The sequence below is a fragment of the Nonlabens sp. MIC269 genome (genome assembly GCF_001430865.1).
GTDB classification, from domain to species: Bacteria; Bacteroidota; Bacteroidia; order Flavobacteriales; family Flavobacteriaceae; genus Nonlabens; species Nonlabens tegetincola.
In genome coordinates, this window is record NZ_CP011373.1 from 2,422,100 (window position 1) to 2,439,231 (window position 17,132).

Annotated in this window: 19 protein-coding genes and 1 tRNA gene; 9 read left to right on the top strand and 11 right to left on the bottom strand. The window is 34.3% G+C overall.

What is annotated here, in order from left to right; genetic code table 11:
- Positions 1-61: 61 nt before the first annotated feature.
- Positions 62-1,738 carry an alkaline phosphatase PafA gene (pafA, locus tag AAT17_RS10920; protein WP_060524320.1) on the top strand — a complete coding sequence of 559 codons (1,677 nt, stop codon included), beginning with the start codon at positions 62-64 and terminating at the stop codon, positions 1,736-1,738.
- Between the two features lie 49 nt (positions 1,739-1,787).
- A complete protein-coding gene (locus tag AAT17_RS10925) occupies positions 1,788-2,279 on the top strand; it encodes a DUF6646 family protein (RefSeq protein ID WP_060524322.1) in 492 nt (163 codons plus the stop codon).
- Here AAT17_RS10925 and AAT17_RS10930 read toward each other — a convergent pair.
- The gene (locus AAT17_RS10930) at positions 2,269-3,126 is read right to left on the bottom strand and encodes a glycosyltransferase family 2 protein (RefSeq protein ID WP_060524330.1); all 858 of its coding nucleotides are present in this window, start codon (positions 3,124-3,126) and stop codon (positions 2,269-2,271) included. The genes AAT17_RS10925 and AAT17_RS10930 overlap by 11 nt on opposite strands.
- An 83-nt stretch (positions 3,127-3,209) precedes the next feature.
- Between AAT17_RS10930 and AAT17_RS10935 the strand changes: the two genes are divergently transcribed.
- Both AAT17_RS10935 and AAT17_RS10940 read left to right on the top strand, forming a co-directional pair.
- A complete protein-coding gene (locus AAT17_RS10935) occupies positions 3,210-4,127 on the top strand; it encodes a GSCFA domain-containing protein (RefSeq protein WP_060524332.1) in 918 nt (305 codons plus the stop codon).
- Positions 4,124-4,738, top strand: coding sequence for a DUF4230 domain-containing protein (locus AAT17_RS10940; protein ID WP_060524334.1), 615 nt, complete (start codon positions 4,124-4,126; stop codon positions 4,736-4,738). The genes AAT17_RS10935 and AAT17_RS10940 overlap by 4 nt, the downstream gene beginning before the upstream one ends.
- Here the strand turns inward: AAT17_RS10940 and AAT17_RS10945 are convergent.
- The 4 genes from AAT17_RS10945 to AAT17_RS10960 all read right to left on the bottom strand — a co-directional run bounded on the left by AAT17_RS10945 (position 4,735) and on the right by AAT17_RS10960 (position 6,801).
- A complete protein-coding gene (locus AAT17_RS10945) occupies positions 4,735-5,079 on the bottom strand; it encodes a hypothetical protein (RefSeq protein WP_042277804.1) in 345 nt (114 codons plus the stop codon). The genes AAT17_RS10940 and AAT17_RS10945 overlap by 4 nt on opposite strands.
- Positions 5,080-5,266: 187 nt before the next feature.
- Entirely contained in the window at positions 5,267-5,725 is a 459-nt protein-coding gene (locus AAT17_RS10950; RefSeq protein WP_042277805.1) for a hypothetical protein, read from the bottom strand.
- On the bottom strand, positions 5,722-6,219 hold the full coding sequence (locus AAT17_RS10955; RefSeq protein ID WP_060524336.1) for a hypothetical protein: 498 nt from the start codon (positions 6,217-6,219) through the stop codon (positions 5,722-5,724). Before AAT17_RS10955 ends, AAT17_RS10950 begins: the two co-directional genes overlap by 4 nt.
- A 15-nt stretch (positions 6,220-6,234) precedes the next feature.
- On the bottom strand, positions 6,235-6,801 hold the full coding sequence (locus tag AAT17_RS10960) for an RNA polymerase sigma factor (protein WP_060524337.1): 567 nt from the start codon (positions 6,799-6,801) through the stop codon (positions 6,235-6,237).
- Positions 6,802-7,001: 200 nt separating this feature from the next.
- Here AAT17_RS10960 and AAT17_RS10965 point away from each other — a divergent pair, with 200 nt between their 5' ends.
- Positions 7,002-7,724, top strand: coding sequence for a Bax inhibitor-1 family protein (locus AAT17_RS10965; RefSeq protein ID WP_042277810.1), 723 nt, complete (start codon positions 7,002-7,004; stop codon positions 7,722-7,724).
- Positions 7,725-7,872: 148 nt separating this feature from the next.
- Positions 7,873-8,574: a zinc-dependent peptidase gene (locus AAT17_RS10970; RefSeq protein WP_157539266.1), complete on the top strand. Its 702-nt coding sequence runs from the start codon at positions 7,873-7,875 to the stop codon at positions 8,572-8,574.
- Between the two features lies 1 nt (position 8,575).
- Here the strand turns inward: AAT17_RS10970 and AAT17_RS10975 are convergent, their stop codons facing one another.
- Positions 8,576-9,097: a methyltransferase gene (locus AAT17_RS10975; protein WP_060524341.1), complete on the bottom strand. Its 522-nt coding sequence runs from the start codon at positions 9,095-9,097 to the stop codon at positions 8,576-8,578.
- A 108-nt stretch (positions 9,098-9,205) separates the two neighbouring features.
- Here AAT17_RS10975 and AAT17_RS10980 point away from each other — a divergent pair, with 108 nt between their 5' ends.
- On the top strand, positions 9,206-11,296 hold the full coding sequence (locus tag AAT17_RS10980) for a M1 family metallopeptidase (protein ID WP_060524343.1): 2,091 nt from the start codon (positions 9,206-9,208) through the stop codon (positions 11,294-11,296).
- 65 nt (positions 11,297-11,361) lie between these two features.
- On the opposite strand, the gene AAT17_RS10985 is transcribed toward AAT17_RS10980, so the two are convergent.
- From AAT17_RS10985 to AAT17_RS10995, 3 genes are all read right to left on the bottom strand, one after another.
- A tRNA-Ser gene (locus tag AAT17_RS10985) sits at positions 11,362-11,446 on the bottom strand.
- Between the two features lie 84 nt (positions 11,447-11,530).
- Entirely contained in the window at positions 11,531-12,187 is a 657-nt protein-coding gene (locus tag AAT17_RS10990; RefSeq protein ID WP_060524345.1) for a vancomycin high temperature exclusion protein, read from the bottom strand.
- Positions 12,187-12,573, bottom strand: coding sequence for an acyl-CoA thioesterase (locus AAT17_RS10995; RefSeq protein ID WP_042277818.1), 387 nt, complete (start codon positions 12,571-12,573; stop codon positions 12,187-12,189). Before AAT17_RS10995 ends, AAT17_RS10990 begins: the two co-directional genes overlap by 1 nt.
- 147 nt (positions 12,574-12,720) lie before the next feature.
- On the opposite strand from AAT17_RS10995, the gene AAT17_RS11000 reads away from it, so the two are divergent.
- Together AAT17_RS11000 and AAT17_RS11005 are read left to right on the top strand one after the other, a co-directional pair.
- Entirely contained in the window at positions 12,721-13,347 is a 627-nt protein-coding gene (locus AAT17_RS11000; RefSeq protein WP_060524347.1) for an NAD(P)H-dependent oxidoreductase, read from the top strand.
- Positions 13,348-13,410: 63 nt separating this feature from the next.
- Positions 13,411-13,911, top strand: a complete 501-nt coding sequence (locus AAT17_RS11005; protein WP_060524349.1) for a thioredoxin family protein — start codon at positions 13,411-13,413, stop codon at positions 13,909-13,911.
- Between the two features lie 9 nt (positions 13,912-13,920).
- Here AAT17_RS11005 and AAT17_RS11010 read toward each other — a convergent pair whose 3' ends face one another.
- Both AAT17_RS11010 and AAT17_RS11015 read right to left on the bottom strand, forming a co-directional pair.
- The gene (locus AAT17_RS11010) at positions 13,921-14,718 is read right to left on the bottom strand and encodes a DUF4249 family protein (protein WP_060524351.1); all 798 of its coding nucleotides are present in this window, start codon (positions 14,716-14,718) and stop codon (positions 13,921-13,923) included.
- 3 nt (positions 14,719-14,721) lie between these two features.
- On the bottom strand, positions 14,722-17,079 hold the full coding sequence (locus AAT17_RS11015; protein ID WP_060524353.1) for a TonB-dependent receptor: 2,358 nt from the start codon (positions 17,077-17,079) through the stop codon (positions 14,722-14,724).
- Positions 17,080-17,132 lie beyond the last annotated feature (53 nt).

Here is a 17,132-nt window from a genome sequence, read left to right on the forward strand (position 1 = left end):
TTTAATGCCTTCTTAAACTTAATGGAAAATTCACTTTGTACCTTTGCGCAAAATGATAAAAATGAAACGACAATCAGTTCTTTTAGTACTGTTAACACTGGTTATAGGTTGTAGTACGCTTTCGCGAAAGCGTGATGCAAACCAAGTATCGTCAACATCATCTACAGGAATTCAACAACCTAAATTGGTAGTTGGAATTGTTGTAGATCAAATGAGGTACGATTATCTCACTAAATTTTATGATTACTATGGAGATGATGGTTTTAAGCGTCTTATGAATAATGGATTTAATGCCGTTAATCATCATTTTAATTATGTACCTACCTATACGGCTCCAGGTCATGCAAGTATTTATACGGGTACAACACCTGCAAATCATGGAATAATTGGAAACAATTGGTACGATAAGGTAGCAAAACAGTCCATCTACAACGTTTATGATAATAATCGTGTTTCTATTGGAACTAATGGAGAAGACGGTAAAATGTCACCTGAACGTTTGTTGACATCAACCGTTACCGACGAATTGAAACTACATACACAAGATCGTGCCAAGGTTATTGGAATAAGCATTAAAGACCGTGGAGCTATTTTGCCTGCAGGTCATCTAGCCGATGCTGCATTCTGGTTTAAAGGAAAAGATGAGGCTAGATTTATTACCAGTGACTTTTACAAAGAAGAGTTACCACAATGGGTAGCAGACTATAATGATAGTGGAAAGGCAAAGTCATACTTAACTGAATGGAACACGCTTTATCCAATAGAAACTTATAAAGCTAGCGGTACCGATCTTAATAATTATGAAAAACCACCTAGAGGTAAAGAAAAAGCTGTGTTTCCTTATGATTTAAAAGAACTAGCAGCAGAAAACGGAAATTACGATTTACTCAAAGCAACACCTTTTGGAAATACTGTTGTTGCAGATCTTGCTATTGCTGCTCTTGAAGGTGAACAACTAGGAAAGGATGATGTAACAGATTTTCTTGCAGTAAGTTTTTCTAGTACAGATTATATAGGCCATCAATATGGTGTTAACTCTGTCGAGGTAATGGATACTTATTTGCGACTAGACCTGGAAATAGCAAGATTTTTGAAAGAATTAGATGATAAAGTAGGTGTAGGAAATTATACTTTATTTCTTACTGCCGATCACGGTGCAGTACACGTTCCAGCTTACTTACATGATGAAGGCTTACAAGCAGGTTATTTTGACTCTAGAACATTAAGGGAAAAACTTAAGGATCATGTAAAAAAAGAGTTTGGTAATGATGCCATCATTGAAAATGTATCCAACGAGCAAGTCTTTTTAAATTATAAAGTTTTAAATGATATAAATATTGATCATAAGTACATCCAACGTTACATTGCCGATTATCTTTTGGGATTAGATAACGTACAAAAAGTGTTTACTAGGTATGAGATGACACAAGGTAGTTTTACAGAAGGTACAGCAGCTCTCATACAAAAAGGATTTCATCAAAAACGTAGTGGTGATGTCATGTACGTACTAGATAATGCGGTAATATCTTATTCAAAAACAGGTTCTACTCATGGAAGTGCTCATGCTTACGATACACATGTGCCTTGCATTTTTTATGGAGCAGGAATAAATGCCGGTCGTACAGCAAGGCCTATTTTTATAACGGATATAGCACCTACGGTTTCAACACTGTTAGGTATAGCTTTTCCTAATGGCTGTACGGGAACTCCAATTAACGAAGCTTTATTTGAAAAATAACAGAGTTAATTCGAGAACTCTAATATATTTGTCATTCAAAACAAACAAAATGAAAAACATACTTTTAATTTTAGCGTTGATTGTAGGAACTACTGTCTATGCACAAGCATATCGCGGTAAAGGAGATCAAAAAATACAAGTAGGTGCTAGTTTTCAGGAAAATGCTACTGGAATAGGTGTAACCTATGATTATGGAGTAGGAGAGAACTTTTCTTTAGGTCTAGCTGCAAATTATGCACTTGGTCTAGACGATGCGGTAGATGCAGATTTTGATGAGAGATCTACTCTTGCATTACGATTTAATGCCAATATTGGAAATGTAATTAACCTTGATGAGAACTTTGATTTTTATCCAGGTCTTCATTTCTCTACAAAGAATTTTGGCGGACACGTAGGTGCACGTTATTTCTTTACAAATGGATTTGGTCTTTACACTGAAGCTGGATTTCCTCTTGCTAAGTATAAAACGGAAGATCTTACTCCAGCCGAAGAATTATACAATCAGTTTGTATTTAATATAGGAATGAGTTTTAATTTTTAAACCTCAATTTCTTTTTAATTCCACGCCATCTATACTGGCGTATAAAACGACCTTGATCTTCTGTTACAATTGGATCAAGGTTGTTTTTTTTACTTGATAGGTATCCTGAGAGGTAAGAGAAAAACAAAGAGAACTTCTTTTTGTTTAAACTCATTTTTAGAGCCGTAATCATCGTTAACCACCAACCGTAACGCATTCTGTAAAATGCTTCACCTTGAAGTTGCCAAGACCCTTTTCTATAAGCTGCTCCAGTAGGTTTAAGATGTTTCACATGTAAGTTTGGCACCGTGATAACCTTAAAGCCATAATATCGCGCTAGCATTTCGTCAATAGTATCCCATCCAATCGATGGTCGTAAACCATTTATTTGCTTAAAACAAGAAACTCGATAAGCTTTTAATGCTCCGCGTATGTGATCTGGATTATTTTGATTTTCAAGTATCCAATGTCCTTTTTGTTGGATAACGCAATGACCACCTACCATACCAATTTGTTCATTTGAATTAAATGTTGAAACTAGAGTTTTCAAGTAGTTTGCAGGGAAAATAAGATCTGCATCAAACTTACAAACAACATCAATTTCATCTAAATTTAATCGCGATAAACCTTTTTCAAAGGCACGTATAACCTTACTTCCAGGTATATTTTGATCGCTTGATTTGTTAGTTACGATTTCTAAGGGTAAGTCGCCAGAAAATTCATGAGCAATATTGCTGGTATCATCGGTGCTATTATCATCAACTAGTATAATTTTTGAAGCCTGATGAGATTGATTCTTTAAGCTTATTAGGGTTGATTTGATATAGTCTGCCTCGTTATGGGCTGGTATGATGATTGCTATTTTCACAAGTTTCAAAAATAATGGAAACCTACTTATCCTAATGAAGTTGTTGCTACTAAAATTGCTATTTTTGATAGATACAGATTATTATGCAGCTCACTACACCAGTTACAATAAAACCAGCATCAACACCTATAAATAATGACTCACAATTGATATTTATAGGAAGTTGTTTTGCTCAAAATATTGGTGAAAAATGCATTTACTATGGTTTCCCTACCTTGATAAATCCCATGGGTATTTTGTTTAATCCAGTGAGCATAGCTAGAATTTTTGAACGAGTACGAGATGAAAGATGGTATCAATCAACTGATGTCGAAACACCTTTTTGTTACGAGGTCCATTCTCAAATGAATCACGAGGATGAAACACAATTACTTGAAAATTTAAACCATCAATTAAAACAACTTAAAAAACAGCTTAGTAACACCTCGCATTTATTTGTGACACTGGGAACCGCATGGGTATACAAGCATAAAGAATCAAAAAAAATAGTTGCAAATTGTCATAAACAACCACAGTATATATTTGAAAAACTGCTTTTATCAATGCAAGAAATTAATCAGGCACTTGATACGATAGAGCAAGTAGCTAAAACTCACAATCCAAATGTGAAAATCATATATACTGTTTCACCAGTACGTCATACACGAGATGGAATGGTGGAAAATACCCGTAGTAAATCCCGTTTGCATGAAGGTGTTTTGGGACACGTATCAAACGACGTATCCTACTTCCCAGCTTATGAGATTGTCCTTGATGAGTTAAGAGACTATCGATTTTTTAAGTCGGATATGATTCACTTAAATGAAGTTGGAATAGAGTATGTGTGGTCTCGCTTTCGCGAAAGCGTAATAGATACAAAACTCGATCAACAAATGTCTATTGTTGAGAAATTTAGAAGGTTGGAAGCTCACAAACCTCAAAATAAATTGAAACACGAGGAAATGGTAAAAGAAATGAAGGATAAAGTGATATCCTTATATCCAAAGGTACAATTGAAATGAGAAAATATGTATTAGGTGTTTTATTGGGAGCGATTCTAGTTGGGTGTTTTTATTATTGGAACCAAAGAAACTCTGAAAGGGAACAATTGATCGCGCAAACCTCTTTAATTCAAGAGCAAATTAATCATGTGAGTAAACTGGTGGTTACTGAAATTAATTATGCCAAGGTTTTTAATTATGAGGATACTAAGGAGTATGGATTGGACCTTTTTTACAGTAAGAAAAAGGCCTTGCTTATTTCAAATGCAGAAGTTCAAATTGCTTATGATTTAAGTGACCTAAAGGTTGAAATTAACGAAAGCCTAAAAGAAATAAGAATTACATCAATTCCTGAACCTGAAATTAAGGTAGATCCAAATTTAACCTATTATGATATTGAGGAAGGCATCTTAAATAAATTTACTGCTAGGGATTTGAATAAAATTCAACGTAGTGTCAAAGCAGATATTAAACGCCAGGTTCAAAATTCTGATGCTATGAAAAATGCTCAAAACAGATTGTTGAGTGAACTCACACAAATCTATGTTTTGAGCAATTCGCTAGGTTGGACTTTAATATATAATGAGAATCCAGTTGAATCACTAGATGCTCTAGAGGTAGTTATACCTTAATTAGGCATTATTTTGTGAGCGACTACAAGCTCTTTATCAAATTGTGCCTCGAGTAATTGATAGTATTTATTGAAAATGTCCTTCTTAATGGCGCATGTCTGACTATTAACTTCAATCCTCCTTTTAAATTCCTTGTCGTCTATTTTATTGGATATGTAATCTTCCGTGATTTTAGGACGTTCTCGCTTACAAGCTGCATATTCATTATAGGCTTGAACGTACCTCTGATAATCTGCACTTTGGGTAACCTCATTAAGAACAGTTTGATCACTTTGCTTACTGCTATCCTGGTTACATGAAAGAATTAAAAATGATCCTAGAATAAAAATTAATTTTCTCATTTGATTTGTTTTTTAATTGGTCGTAAAAATAGGAATCAACTTGATTAATTTCAATTTCTTTTAAGGGGTAAGATAGTAGTAGCAGAATTTTATTTAATGAAAAAAACTCTCAGGTAGCTCTGAGAGTTTTTAAAGGCATCGGGTTTAATTTCAATCCAAATGAAAACCAAAATATATATCCTCAAACCTAGTCCCGACGTCGTTTCTTTTTAAATTCAGATATCATTTTACGTCTAAATTCTACTTCACTTTTTTTGAGTAGTAAAAATCTTTTTGCTCCGATAACAGCAATTATTTCCTTACTGCGATTCTCAAAACTTTTTAAATTTATTTCTTTTTCAAGAGCAATTACCTTGTTTACATAGGATTGTGCTTGTTGATCACTCATTGCTTGCATGTTGTCATCAATTTCATTGATTAGAGCTCGTTTTTTCTTTTCAAGAGCTCGACGCTCCTGTTTAATTTCATTGTAGATGGGCCAAAACTTTGCAGCCTCATCAGTAGTGAGTTCTAATTTATCGGTAACATAGGCAATGAATAAAGTTTCAATGCGATTTTCCCTTTCTTCTCTGTTTGATCTATCACCTCGTTGTGCAATAGCGGTTGTACTTATTAAAAGCACAGCCAGAATTATAATATTTTTCATTCTATAAATAGTTCTTGTAGTTCTACATCGTTTAAGTATTCATGCAGGTCATCATCTTGCACATTTACTTCAACTTGTTCTATAAAATCATCGGTAAGTATCTCTGCCCATTGATAGTCGGATGATAATATGTCATCTGGAGCAAGATAATCAGCAAGCTCGGTCCCGGTTAAACCATCGGTAGTCACTAATTCATCACTAGGTTCATTGGTGGTTGGGAATAGGTATAATAATACTGCAATGGTAGCAGCTACAGCCAGTAAAGGAGTAAGTAATGAAATTACCTTACTTCTTTTAGATTCATCATTAATAGGAAGCGGTTGATTCATTAATTTTTTATCCAGTTGCTCCCAATAACCTTCAGGAGCCTGAAAACCACCGTGCATGGATTGTTCCCTATCTGTATCTTCGGCAATCTTATGGAGTTTAAGCTCTAGATTGTCAAAGTATCCATCAGGGATATTAAAGCCGTTATGTTGATTTTTCTTTATCATTCTATTTCTTAGACTTTAATCCAACTCAATAGTTTGATGAGTCTTTATAAACTGTTCTACTTTTTTTGCTGCGAGATGGTAGCTGCTTTTCACAGCACCTTCTGACAGTTCTAGTATGTGAGCGATCTCACTAAATTTTATTGAGTCGTAGTACCTCATATTAAAAATTTCACGTTGTCTATCTGGTAGACTTGCTAGGGCTTTTTGTAATGCTATCAATATTTCGTCTTCAGTAAAATATACATCGGCTGTTAGGTTTTGTGTGAGCTTTTGAACCAATTCTTCACTAGTAATTTGCATGGAACGAGCTTTCTTATTTAACCAGGTCATGCTTTCATTATAAGCTATACGATACATCCAAGTGCTCAATTTACTGTCTCCTTTAAAATTCTTAATACCTTTAAATATTTTGATAAAAACATTTTGTACAACATCATCAGCATCTTCATGAGTTATTACAAGTTTACGTACCTGCCAGTATATTCTTTTACTGTAGCACTGCACAAGTTGCTTGTATCCTAACTGCATGCGCTGCGGATTGTTGATATTCTCTAAAATTTCCTGATCAGAAATTGCCCTCATACTTACTCTTTGACTATAGAAAGTTTCAAAGGTTTAACGATTAAAAATTATTTATTACCGCATTTAAATTAGTACAATTTTTAAAATTGAATTTCAAAAACGTTGTCCTTTCAAAATTTGCTTAAATATTTCAGTATAATACGATATCCATAATTATTAATCATTATTTTAGTAATCTTAAAAATACCAACCACAGATATATGGAATCACAACACAATGAGCAGTACGATTCTCAATTTGAATCATTAATTCAGGTCAACGACTCAACTAGAGCCACTTTTTACAGAAAAACTTACATGCATGTTGCCCTTGCAGTATTGCTTTTTATTATAGTTGAAGCTGTTTTTATCAGAATAACTCCGCTTGTTGAATTTATGATGAGCATGCTTAATGGCTGGCGTTGGTTACTGGTTCTAGGAGTGTTTATGCTGGCGACAAACTATGCCGAAAAAATTGCGCATACTAGTCATGATAAAACACAGCAATATTTGGCTTTACTACTATTTGTCGTTGCCGAGGCTGTTATTTTTGTTCCTCTAATCACAGTTGCAATTTACGTGGGTGAATTACAACAATCAAATTTACTCAATCAAGCTGCAGTAGTGACTTTAGGATTATTTACTGGATTGAGTGCGGTTGTTTTATTTACAAAAAAAGATTTTTCCTTCTTACGTAGTATTCTAGTAGTAGGTTTTTTTGTAGCTATAGGAATCATTATAGCCTCTATGATTTTTGGATTTGATTTAGGCTTGATTTTTTCTGGTGCTATGGTTATTCTAGCAGCAGGATCGATATTGTATCAAACATCAAATTTAGTTCACAAATATCATACGGATCAGTACATTGGCGCAGCACTTGGATTGTTTGCTAGCCTTATGTTGTTATTCTGGTATATCATTAATATTTTCCTTTCTCGCGATTAACTTAAAGGTTTCCATATTAATAGAGAAAAGCTCAGAGTGGCTTGCGCCGTATGTTCTAGGAGCCTTAGGATTGTTGATTGTACTGTTTTTTGCACAATTAATATTGATAAAACTACAGCGCAAAAAAGACTTCATTTGGTACAGGCAAATGTTTGTATATAAGAAGTTACCGCTTTCGCGAAAGCGTATTCTAGAAAACTATCCTTTCTATAAACGACTATCTAGTAAGTATCAAAGGCAATTTGAGCATCGAGTAGCTCATTTTATAAGTCAAAAGAATTTTAAAAATCGATACGGTGAGAGCGTCACCGATGAACAATTTGTCCTTCCTGCATGTGTAGCTTGTGAGCTCACTTTTGGTCGAAGACAGTACACATATGGAATGCTGGATACCCTATTGTTTTTTCCAGAGCCATTTACTAGTCCTACTAATAACGCATTGCATAAAGGAGAGTACAACCCAAGTGCACGAGTACTTGCGATGAGTTGGCCTGATTTTCTACAAGGAATGGCCGATTCAAATGACAACTTGCATTTAGGATTACATGAGTTTTGCCATGTGTTGCATTTTGAAAGTGAACATAGTACCAATGTTGATGCACAAAGATTTCATAAACAGCATCAACTTATCTTGCGCAGATTGATGGATCCAGAAGTCAAAAAACGATTGGATAACACAGCGTTTTTTAGAGAATACGCCTTTACCAATCAGTATGAGTTCATGGCGGTATTAACTGAATATTTTATTGAGTCACCTAAACAGTTCAAAAGTAATTTTCCTATCCTTTTTAAATGCTATCAAACAGCCTTATTATACAAGGATGAATGGCTAGATTGGACTGTCGAATAGACTACCTTTTTTCACAATAAACTAGGTAATACCTAGGTGTAAACCTTCTCAAAAAAGGTCTAATTCCAAATTTCTTAACGGGATTTGTGAATTTAATACTATCAATAACTTCCCATCCTGCTTTTTCTAAAACATAATCCAGTTGCCAAGACTCAAACTCGTGATAATGTTGATCTCGTACATCATTCTTATTACGATAGGCACTTGCAAACCATAATTTCATAGGAACACTTATAAAGAGCTTTTTGGTTTTGATGGCTTTTAAGGCGTTATAAGGAGCTACTAAATGCTCAAATATTTCAAATGCAGTAACAGCATCGCCTGTAAAACTGGAAATGGCAGTAAGTTCATCATCTAGATCCTCACCACTTGTATTCACGACCTTATAGCCAGCATCGCTCATTATTTTACTAAATGGGTTTTCAACTCCTAAATCAAGAATGCTGCTGTTTTTTTCTAGATGTTTTTCTAAAAACTCAAGGGTTATTTGAAATCTTTTTTTAGGGAAGCTATTCTCGTACACGTTGGGTCAATTTCTACCTGCAAGTATAATGATTTTAACTCGTTAATGTGTGTTAAGCTCGAGCCTTTGTATAGTTATACAGGCACGACTTTTGTAATTTCACGGTCTATGAAATACCTTACTTTTATAATGTCGTTTGTAAGCTTTTGTGTTTATTCTCAAAACATACCATCACAGACCTATGCCGATTTTTTGTCAGCAACTGCGCGACTTCAATTCCAGAACGATTCTGAAAATGTAACTGGAGAAATATCTTTTGATGTTCTAATAACATCTACAACTGATTCTTTATTTGTGGATGCCAAGAGTTTGAAAGAGCACGAGGTATTTCTCAATGGAAATCTTGTCAAGTCAGATTATAATGGTGAGCGTATCTTGTTGCGTTCTCGCTTTCGCGAAAGCGATACTATCAACCTACGCATAAATTTCACCAGTGAGCCTAAAAAAGCCATGTATTTTATTGATGCCACAGGAGATGGGTCTTGGAATCAAATTTGGACTCAAGGACAAGGTAAATATACTAGTAACTGGTTACCTAGTATTGATGATATGAATGATAAAATGTTATGGAATTTACAAATTACAGCTCCTGATCATTTAACTTCTTTATCAAATGGTGTTCTTACTCAAAAAAAGGAATTAGATAATGTAATACAATGGAATTATAGCATGGATCAACCCATGAGTAGTTATTTAGTAGCTATTGTGATTGGTGAATATGATAGCTATAAGCTATTTAGTGAAACAGGAGTTCCAATTGAGTTATATTATTACAAAGGGGAAAAAAATAAAGCACTCGCTACCTATAAAAAAACAAAGGAAATTTTTGATTTTCTAGAAAGAGAAATTGGTTACCCGTATCCATGGCAAGTTTATAAACAGGTCCCAGTGAAGGATTTTCTGTATTCAGGAATGGAGAATACTGGTTTAACAGTTTACAGTGACAGCTTTTTTAACGATGAAATAGGATCAAATGATAGAAGTTATGTTACGGTTAATGCTCATGAAATGGCGCATCAGTGGTTTGGAAACTTAGTTACTGAAACAGAATCACAGCATCACTGGTTGCATGAGGGTTTTGCCACTTATTACTCCATGCTAGCCGAGCAATATTTATATGGAGACAATCATTTCCTAAATCTACTGTATACCAAAGCAGAAAATCTTGTAGAGCAATCACGCACGGGTAAATCTACCGAGCTGCTTAATCCGGGATCTAGCTCATTAACTTTTTATGATCACGGTGCTTGGGCTTTACACGCATTAAAGGTTAAAGTAGGCGATAAAGCTTTTAAAACTATAATACGACATTATTTAACCAAAAATGCCTATGAAAATGTAACTACTTTTGATTTTCTTGAAAAAGTTACCGAAATAACTGGGTTAGATTTACTTGATTTCAGAGAAAGGTGGTTGTTAAATAAATCTTTTCCTGCAAAAGAAGCACTGCAAATATTAAGATCATATCCAGAAATGGAAGAGTTTTTTCAACTAAAAGCTAGAAGTATTTCAAATTTTAATGAGAGTTTTACAAGTTTCAAGGAAGTTGCAAATGAAAGGGACAACATTCCTGCTCTAATTGAGATGATTCAACAGTTAACGCTTCATGATGATATTAGGAAATATGACTTGATCAAAAAAGTTTTTAATCATGACCTTCTTGAAGTTAATAGAGCAATTGTTCTGAGTACCCAGCAAATAAACGATTACAACCGTAGTGTAATTCAAACTTTAATTGACGAACCAAGTTATGTAACTAGAGAAAGTGCCATGTTTTTATTATGGCAGGATACAAAGAATAAGAAAGAACTTCTTTTAGATTTAAAAAGTCGCTGGGATACATTAAGTCCAGAATTAAATATGTCTTGGTTAGTTCTAGCATTAAGTACACCAGAATTTACTAATGCAGAAAAACAGCTTTATTTAAGTTTATTACGTGATTACACAGATTCTAAACACAGTATGATTACAAGACAAGCTGCGTTCGATTACTTAATTCAATTGGATATTATGTCTGAGGAGAATTATCGTGATTTAATAGCGTCCTGTTTTCATCATGTTTGGCGATTTTATAAGACTTCGCGAGAACATTTAAGAACTGGATTTAAGACAGAAACAGGACGTGAGATTATTAAAAATTTAATGATTGAAATGTCTGATACTGATCAATTAAAAGTAGAACGAGTTTTGAGTCAATAATAAAATAATTAAAGTAAGAAATCAAAAAACCCGTTTTCTATATAGAAAACGGGTTTTTCATGTTGCGGAGAAAGAGGGATTCGAACCCCCGGAGGTGTGACCCTCGCTGGTTTTCAAGACCAGTGCATTCGACCACTCTGCCATTTCTCCAGATTTGTCGAAAAGCTAACTGCTTTTGCGGGTGCAAATATAACTTCTTTTTTTAATTAGAAAAGCGCAATTGCAATAAAAATTTTATTTATCATGAGAGAGTTGTGATTTTCCTGTAATCGGAATTGCAGAACCGTCAATTTTTGGTGGGTTTTCTATGTTAATTTCCATCCATGCTTTAATATTAGCTGCCCATTCTCGTCTTTTAAAATGAGAATTTCCTTCATAAATCCTTGCGTCTGCTATAACGCCATTGATATTTAACCCCATGTTTTTTCCTATGTATAGCGCTCTTGGTAGATGAAATTCTTGGGTAAAGACTAAAGCCGTGTCAACTTGAAAAATATTTTTTGCTCTAAACATAGAATCATATGTATCTAATCCTGCATGATCTAGAAATATAACTGAATCTGGAACACCTTTTTTATTCAAGTACTTTTTCATAGCATTTACTTCATCATACCCTTTTTGGGCATGATCTCCACTCAACAGGAATCTCTCTATTTTTTTTTCTTGATAGGCCATTAGCGCAGCGTCTACACGATCTTGTAATATTGCGCTCAAATTACCATTTGCTTTTACACTAGCACCTAATACAATCCCAGTATATGCATGAGGAGCTTCAAGAACGGATGTGTGAGTTATAGGTTGAGCAAGTCTTTTAATATGAAATTGAAGCCCTATTGCAAAGACAATTACACCAATAACTAAAAATACCAGTATGTTTAATAAACGTTTCATTATAAAATACTTACTGGTTTTTTTTCGTCATCAACTGCTACAAATGTAAAAACACCTGTTACCACCTTTTCTCGATTATAACTGTACATATCTTCCATAAAGATATCGGTTTCTACTACGCAGCTTGTTGTCCCTACTTTAATCACTTTACTTACTAACTCAATGATACTTCCTTGTGGAATTGGTTTTTTAAAATCAATTTGATCAGTGCTTATTGTGACTACTTTTTTTCTGGAGAATCGTGTGGCGCATATAAAACTAGATTCGTCCATAAGCTGTAGTGCAGTTCCACCAAAAAGAGTGTCATAATGATTTGTTGTATTTGGAAATACAGCTTTGAAAATTTGAGTAACAGATTTTTGTATACGTTCTTCTGTTTGAGTCATAGACTTAAATTATAGGACTTCGGCGATTTTAAACTTATAGGGATTGTACCTTTGAATCCGTATTTATTTACAATCACTGTTTGTATTTATGATGCTTTCGCGAAAGCGAGATTACACAAAATACTTTTAATAGAACGTTAATTGAGCATGGAAATTATTGACAATTTAAAATGGCGCTATGCCGTTAAACAATTTGATAGTACTAAAAAGGTAGATAACGATAAATTAATGACTCTCGTTGAAGCTTTTAATTTAACGGCAACTAGTTATGGACTTCAACCGGTTAAATTAATGGTGGTTAAAGACCAAGCCTTAAAATCGATGATGGTAGAGAAGAGTTACGGTCAAAAACAAGTGGAACAGGCTAGTCATGTTCTGGTGTTTTGTACTCGTAAGATTGGTAGAGATGAGATCGTTACTTATTTTAATACAGTGAAGGATGTGAGAGGAACTGCTGATGATATTTTGAACCCTTTCAAGGAATTTCTCCTTGATTCTTTTTCAAAAAAAAAGGAAGACGAAATTGAGCTTTGGGCTCAAAAACAAGCTTATATAGCATTAGGTAATTTACTCACAGTATGTGCGCAACTTAAAATTGATGCTTGTCCTATGGAAGGCTTTTTACCAAAGGAAATTGATCAATTGCTAGGTCTTGAATCTCTTGGGTTGAAAAGTGTTTTAATGCTTCCTATAGGCTACAGATCAAGTGAGGATTATATGGCATCTTTAAAGAAAGTACGACTGCCATTGAAGGAAATGGTTATGTTTAAGTAGGTTTGGCAAGATAATTGACTTTTAGTCGTTATTGTTTACATTTGAACTGATAACTGAATTATGATGAAGTATTTTGTTTTTTTGCTATTCCTAGTCGCAACTTTTGGCCTTATTGCTCAAGATGAGAATAATACACGATACGAAGTTGAAATTGAAAACCAAATTACGGTAGATTCTTTAGATTGGTACACAGATTTTGATAAGGCATTAAAACATGCGGGAAAATCGAGGAAACCTATGTTGGTTTATTTCAGCGGTAGTGACTGGTGTACTCCTTGTAAAAATCTAGAGCAAAAATTTTTTAATACACCTCGTTTTATTAATGAGAGTCAGAATTATATCTTGGTTTATCTAGATATACCTTTTAGGGATGATATTGTAAGTCCACAAGAGAAAAAAGCTAACAAAAAATTATTTGAAAAGTATAACAATAGTCGATACCCTACGCTTCTTGCGCTAGATCACAAGGGTAAAGAGAAAAACAGAATTGAAAACTTTTCAGGTGGCGATGCAAGATACCACTGGAACTTCATGGCGGAAAATGAAAAGATTTTTAGATTTTAATAAATTTTCTTATTGAACGGTATATTCCGTGAAAAACACTTCAGATATTCTGAAATAACCAAAAGGAAAATTTTCTTCATTTACACTATTAACAATATTTCCTCTTACTGTTGCTGGTTGAGTATCAAATGGTCCACCTGATTCAGTTTGTTGAAGTAGTGTTTCATAAAAGCGATAACAATCAGAGTCAATACCTTTAATCCCTAGTGTAATAACAGTGCCTACTGGCAGATCCTCCATAAAGAAAATGGATGGTGCTCTATTACCATCGGTAAATTCATCATCACCTACATCTAGCTCATCATTGTATTGATCTTGATACGTGAATAGATAATTATCTCCTAATCCTACAGGATCATCATAAAGAACTGTAATGCGTGTAATTTCTGGATCTAAATTATCTAGTACAAGTTGCTCGACCGTTGCGATAGGTACCGTGCGTTCCAAAGTTTGTGATGCTGTATAAATATCACTACCATCTTCAACGATTAATGTATAAACCTCGTTATCTATTAGGTTGATAGTATTAGATTCATAAACTCCACCACCTATGTGTCTGAAGTTGTGTGTTGTTCCATTACTTTCATTAATGACTACACTGGCATTTGTAACTATAGGGTTGTTTTCTTCATAAAAGCCAGCAGTTCTAGAAAGTGATACTGTGCTAGTGGTACTTCCATCCTCATTGAGTTCTAGAGCTGCATCAATAACTAATCTAGGCGTTGCGGTGTCTAAATCGACTTCTACTACATCTTCACAGGAAACAATGCATAAGAACAAAAACATGATTATATAAAGATACTTCATGGTTTAAAATTTAAAATTATAAGTAACCGCAGGTACGATACCAAAAATCGATAGTCTGGTTGCTTCATTTCTAGCGGTATCTTCATTTTCTCCAAAGTTTATACTCACTGCATTTCTTCTATTGTATACGTTGTATAAACTAAAAACCCAACTCGATTGCCATCCCTTTGTTAGATCAGGTTTTGGTGTGTAAGTTGCGCTCAAATCCAGCCTATGAATGTTTGATAATCTATTGCTATTACGTTCGCCATAAGTAGGAATAAATAAATTATCAAAGCTATATTGACCGTTAGGAAATGTTACAGGTTGACCTGTTTGAAAGGTAAAGTTTGCTCCAAAATCCCATTTTTTATTCCAGTCGTAATTTGCAGTAATGGTGATATCATGAGTTTTATCCCACGGTGCACTGTACCACTTTCCATTATTAATTCCAGGTTCTATTTCACTGCGACCTGGAGTGCGTTGTTCACTGCGAGACAAGGTGTATGCTATCCAACCTTGTAAATCACCTTCATTCTTACGAAAAAGTAATTCAAGTCCATAAGCGCGAGCTTCTCCTGCGAGCAGTATTTGTTCCACATCATCATTAGCAATTAAATCGGCGCCATCAATATAATCTAGACGATTGTCCACGGTTTTATAAAAGCTTTCAATCTCTAAACTATAAGTATTGAAATTTTTAAAATATCCTATTGCAACTTGATGACCATCTTGGGGCTCTATATAAGTTCCACTGGGAGCATATAGATCAAAAGGAGTAGGAGCATTGGTGTTTGAAATTAAGTGAATGTATTGAACAATACGTTGATAACTGGCCTTAATACTAGTGTCATCATTAAGAGAGTAAGCTACCGAAAAACGAGGTTCAAATGCATCAAAAAATTCAATTGTTGTACCACGGCTGTTTCTTGTCTCTCCTGTAGGTTCTGCACCTTCATAAATTCCTTGGCTTTCATTGTAAACAACAGGATCACCATCATACGTGCTTAAACGATCTTGACCTAATCGATTAAAGCTACTATACCTTATTCCTGCATTAATATTCAATTGGTCATTAATTTTGAATTCGCCATCTATATATAATCCATTTTCCCAAGCATATTTTTTAGTAAGTTGTCGTTCATTAACTCCACTTTCCTGTGTTGTAGGAACAATTTTCCCAGGATCAAATTCATAATATATTGAGTTCACTCCATAACGTAATTTGACCTTGTCATTCAGGTAATGGGTGAGGTCGTATTTAGCATTAAGATTTGTAATACCGCTATCGAATTGAAATTCAACAAAATCTAATTCAAGGCCATAGTTGTAGTCACTAAAAATTAATGATGCATTGGCAAATAATTTACTGTTGTAAATATGATTCCACCTTGCATTTACAAATGAATTTCCAAAGGTGTTTCCAAATAAATCATTGACATTAAACACGTCTCTTCCAAAATAGCTTGAAAAATATAATCTATTCTTATCGTTTAAATTAAAACTTAATTTAGCGTTCAAATCATAGAAATAAGCCTTGTTATCTATATCAAAAAGAGGTAAAAATAAATGAGCATAACTACTACGACCACCTATTAAAAAGGACGACTTGTCTTTTTTTATAGGTCCTTCTAATAAAAGCCTACTAGCGACTAACCCAATTCCACCTGTACCACTTATTTCCTTTTTGTTTCCATCACGTTGGTATATTTCAAGTACGCTAGAAACACGACCACCGTATCTAGCAGGAATTCCACCTTTATACAATTTTAAATCTTTAATCGCATCTGGATTAAATACAGAAAAGAAGCCAAAAAGGTGATCACTACCGTATAAAGTAGCCTCATCCAGTAAAACCAAATTTTGATCTGCAGCGCCACCACGTACATTAAATCCAGCAGCTCCTTCACCAGCATTACTCACACCAGGTAATAAAGTAAGTGCCTTTATTAGGTCGGTCTCTCCTAGTACGACCGGTATTTTTTTTACAGTATCTATATTTAGAGCGTTCACGCTCATTTGAGGTGATCTTGTGTTTAATTTTTCAACATCAGCTTTAATTACAATAGTTTCTAATTCTTCATTGGCTTCATCTAGAGCTATGTCAAGGACAGTGTCCTTATTTAAGGAAATAATTTTTTCTTGACTAGTAAATCCTAAACTGGTAAACTGTACGGTGTATGACCCTACAGGAAGATTAATAGAGTAATAACCATATTCATTTGTGATGGTTCCTGTTTTTAATTCCTTAATAATCACATTAACATTGAGCAATGTTTCACTTGTTGCTGCCTCGGTAACAGTTCCAGAAAGAGTAGCTTTTTGTGAGTACGCTTTCGCGAAAGCGAGAACAAAAAAAACTAGGAGGATATTTTTTTTCAAAACCTATATTTTTCAAAAACAAATGTAAACTACACTCGTATTTAATGTGTTAG

Excerpts from the sequence above, each read along its gene's own strand:
- AAT17_RS10995 (WP_042277818.1), bottom strand. The coding sequence starts at position 12,573 with ATGACTCAAACAGAAGAACGTATACAAAAATCTGTTACTCAAATTTTC.
- pafA (WP_060524320.1), top strand. The coding sequence starts at position 62 with ATGAAACGACAATCAGTTCTTTTAGTACTGTTAACACTGGTTATAGGT.
- AAT17_RS11000 (WP_060524347.1), top strand. The coding sequence starts at position 12,721 with ATGGAAATTATTGACAATTTAAAATGGCGCTATGCCGTTAAACAATTT.
- AAT17_RS10955 (WP_060524336.1), bottom strand. The coding sequence starts at position 6,219 with ATGATAAAGAAAAATCAACATAACGGCTTTAATATCCCTGATGGATAC.
- AAT17_RS10945 (WP_042277804.1), bottom strand. The coding sequence starts at position 5,079 with ATGAGAAAATTAATTTTTATTCTAGGATCATTTTTAATTCTTTCATGT.
- AAT17_RS10940 (WP_060524334.1), top strand. The coding sequence starts at position 4,124 with ATGAGAAAATATGTATTAGGTGTTTTATTGGGAGCGATTCTAGTTGGG.
- AAT17_RS10970 (WP_157539266.1), top strand. The coding sequence starts at position 7,873 with ATGTTTGTATATAAGAAGTTACCGCTTTCGCGAAAGCGTATTCTAGAA.
- AAT17_RS11005 (WP_060524349.1), top strand. The coding sequence starts at position 13,411 with ATGAAGTATTTTGTTTTTTTGCTATTCCTAGTCGCAACTTTTGGCCTT.
- AAT17_RS10925 (WP_060524322.1), top strand. The coding sequence starts at position 1,788 with ATGAAAAACATACTTTTAATTTTAGCGTTGATTGTAGGAACTACTGTC.
- AAT17_RS10990 (WP_060524345.1), bottom strand. The coding sequence starts at position 12,187 with ATGAAACGTTTATTAAACATACTGGTATTTTTAGTTATTGGTGTAATT.
- AAT17_RS11010 (WP_060524351.1), bottom strand. The coding sequence starts at position 14,718 with ATGAAGTATCTTTATATAATCATGTTTTTGTTCTTATGCATTGTTTCC.
- AAT17_RS10950 (WP_042277805.1), bottom strand. The coding sequence starts at position 5,725 with ATGAAAAATATTATAATTCTGGCTGTGCTTTTAATAAGTACAACCGCT.
- AAT17_RS10935 (WP_060524332.1), top strand. The coding sequence starts at position 3,210 with ATGCAGCTCACTACACCAGTTACAATAAAACCAGCATCAACACCTATA.
- AAT17_RS10965 (WP_042277810.1), top strand. The coding sequence starts at position 7,002 with ATGGAATCACAACACAATGAGCAGTACGATTCTCAATTTGAATCATTA.
- AAT17_RS10960 (WP_060524337.1), bottom strand. The coding sequence starts at position 6,801 with ATGAGGGCAATTTCTGATCAGGAAATTTTAGAGAATATCAACAATCCG.
- AAT17_RS10980 (WP_060524343.1), top strand. The coding sequence starts at position 9,206 with ATGAAATACCTTACTTTTATAATGTCGTTTGTAAGCTTTTGTGTTTAT.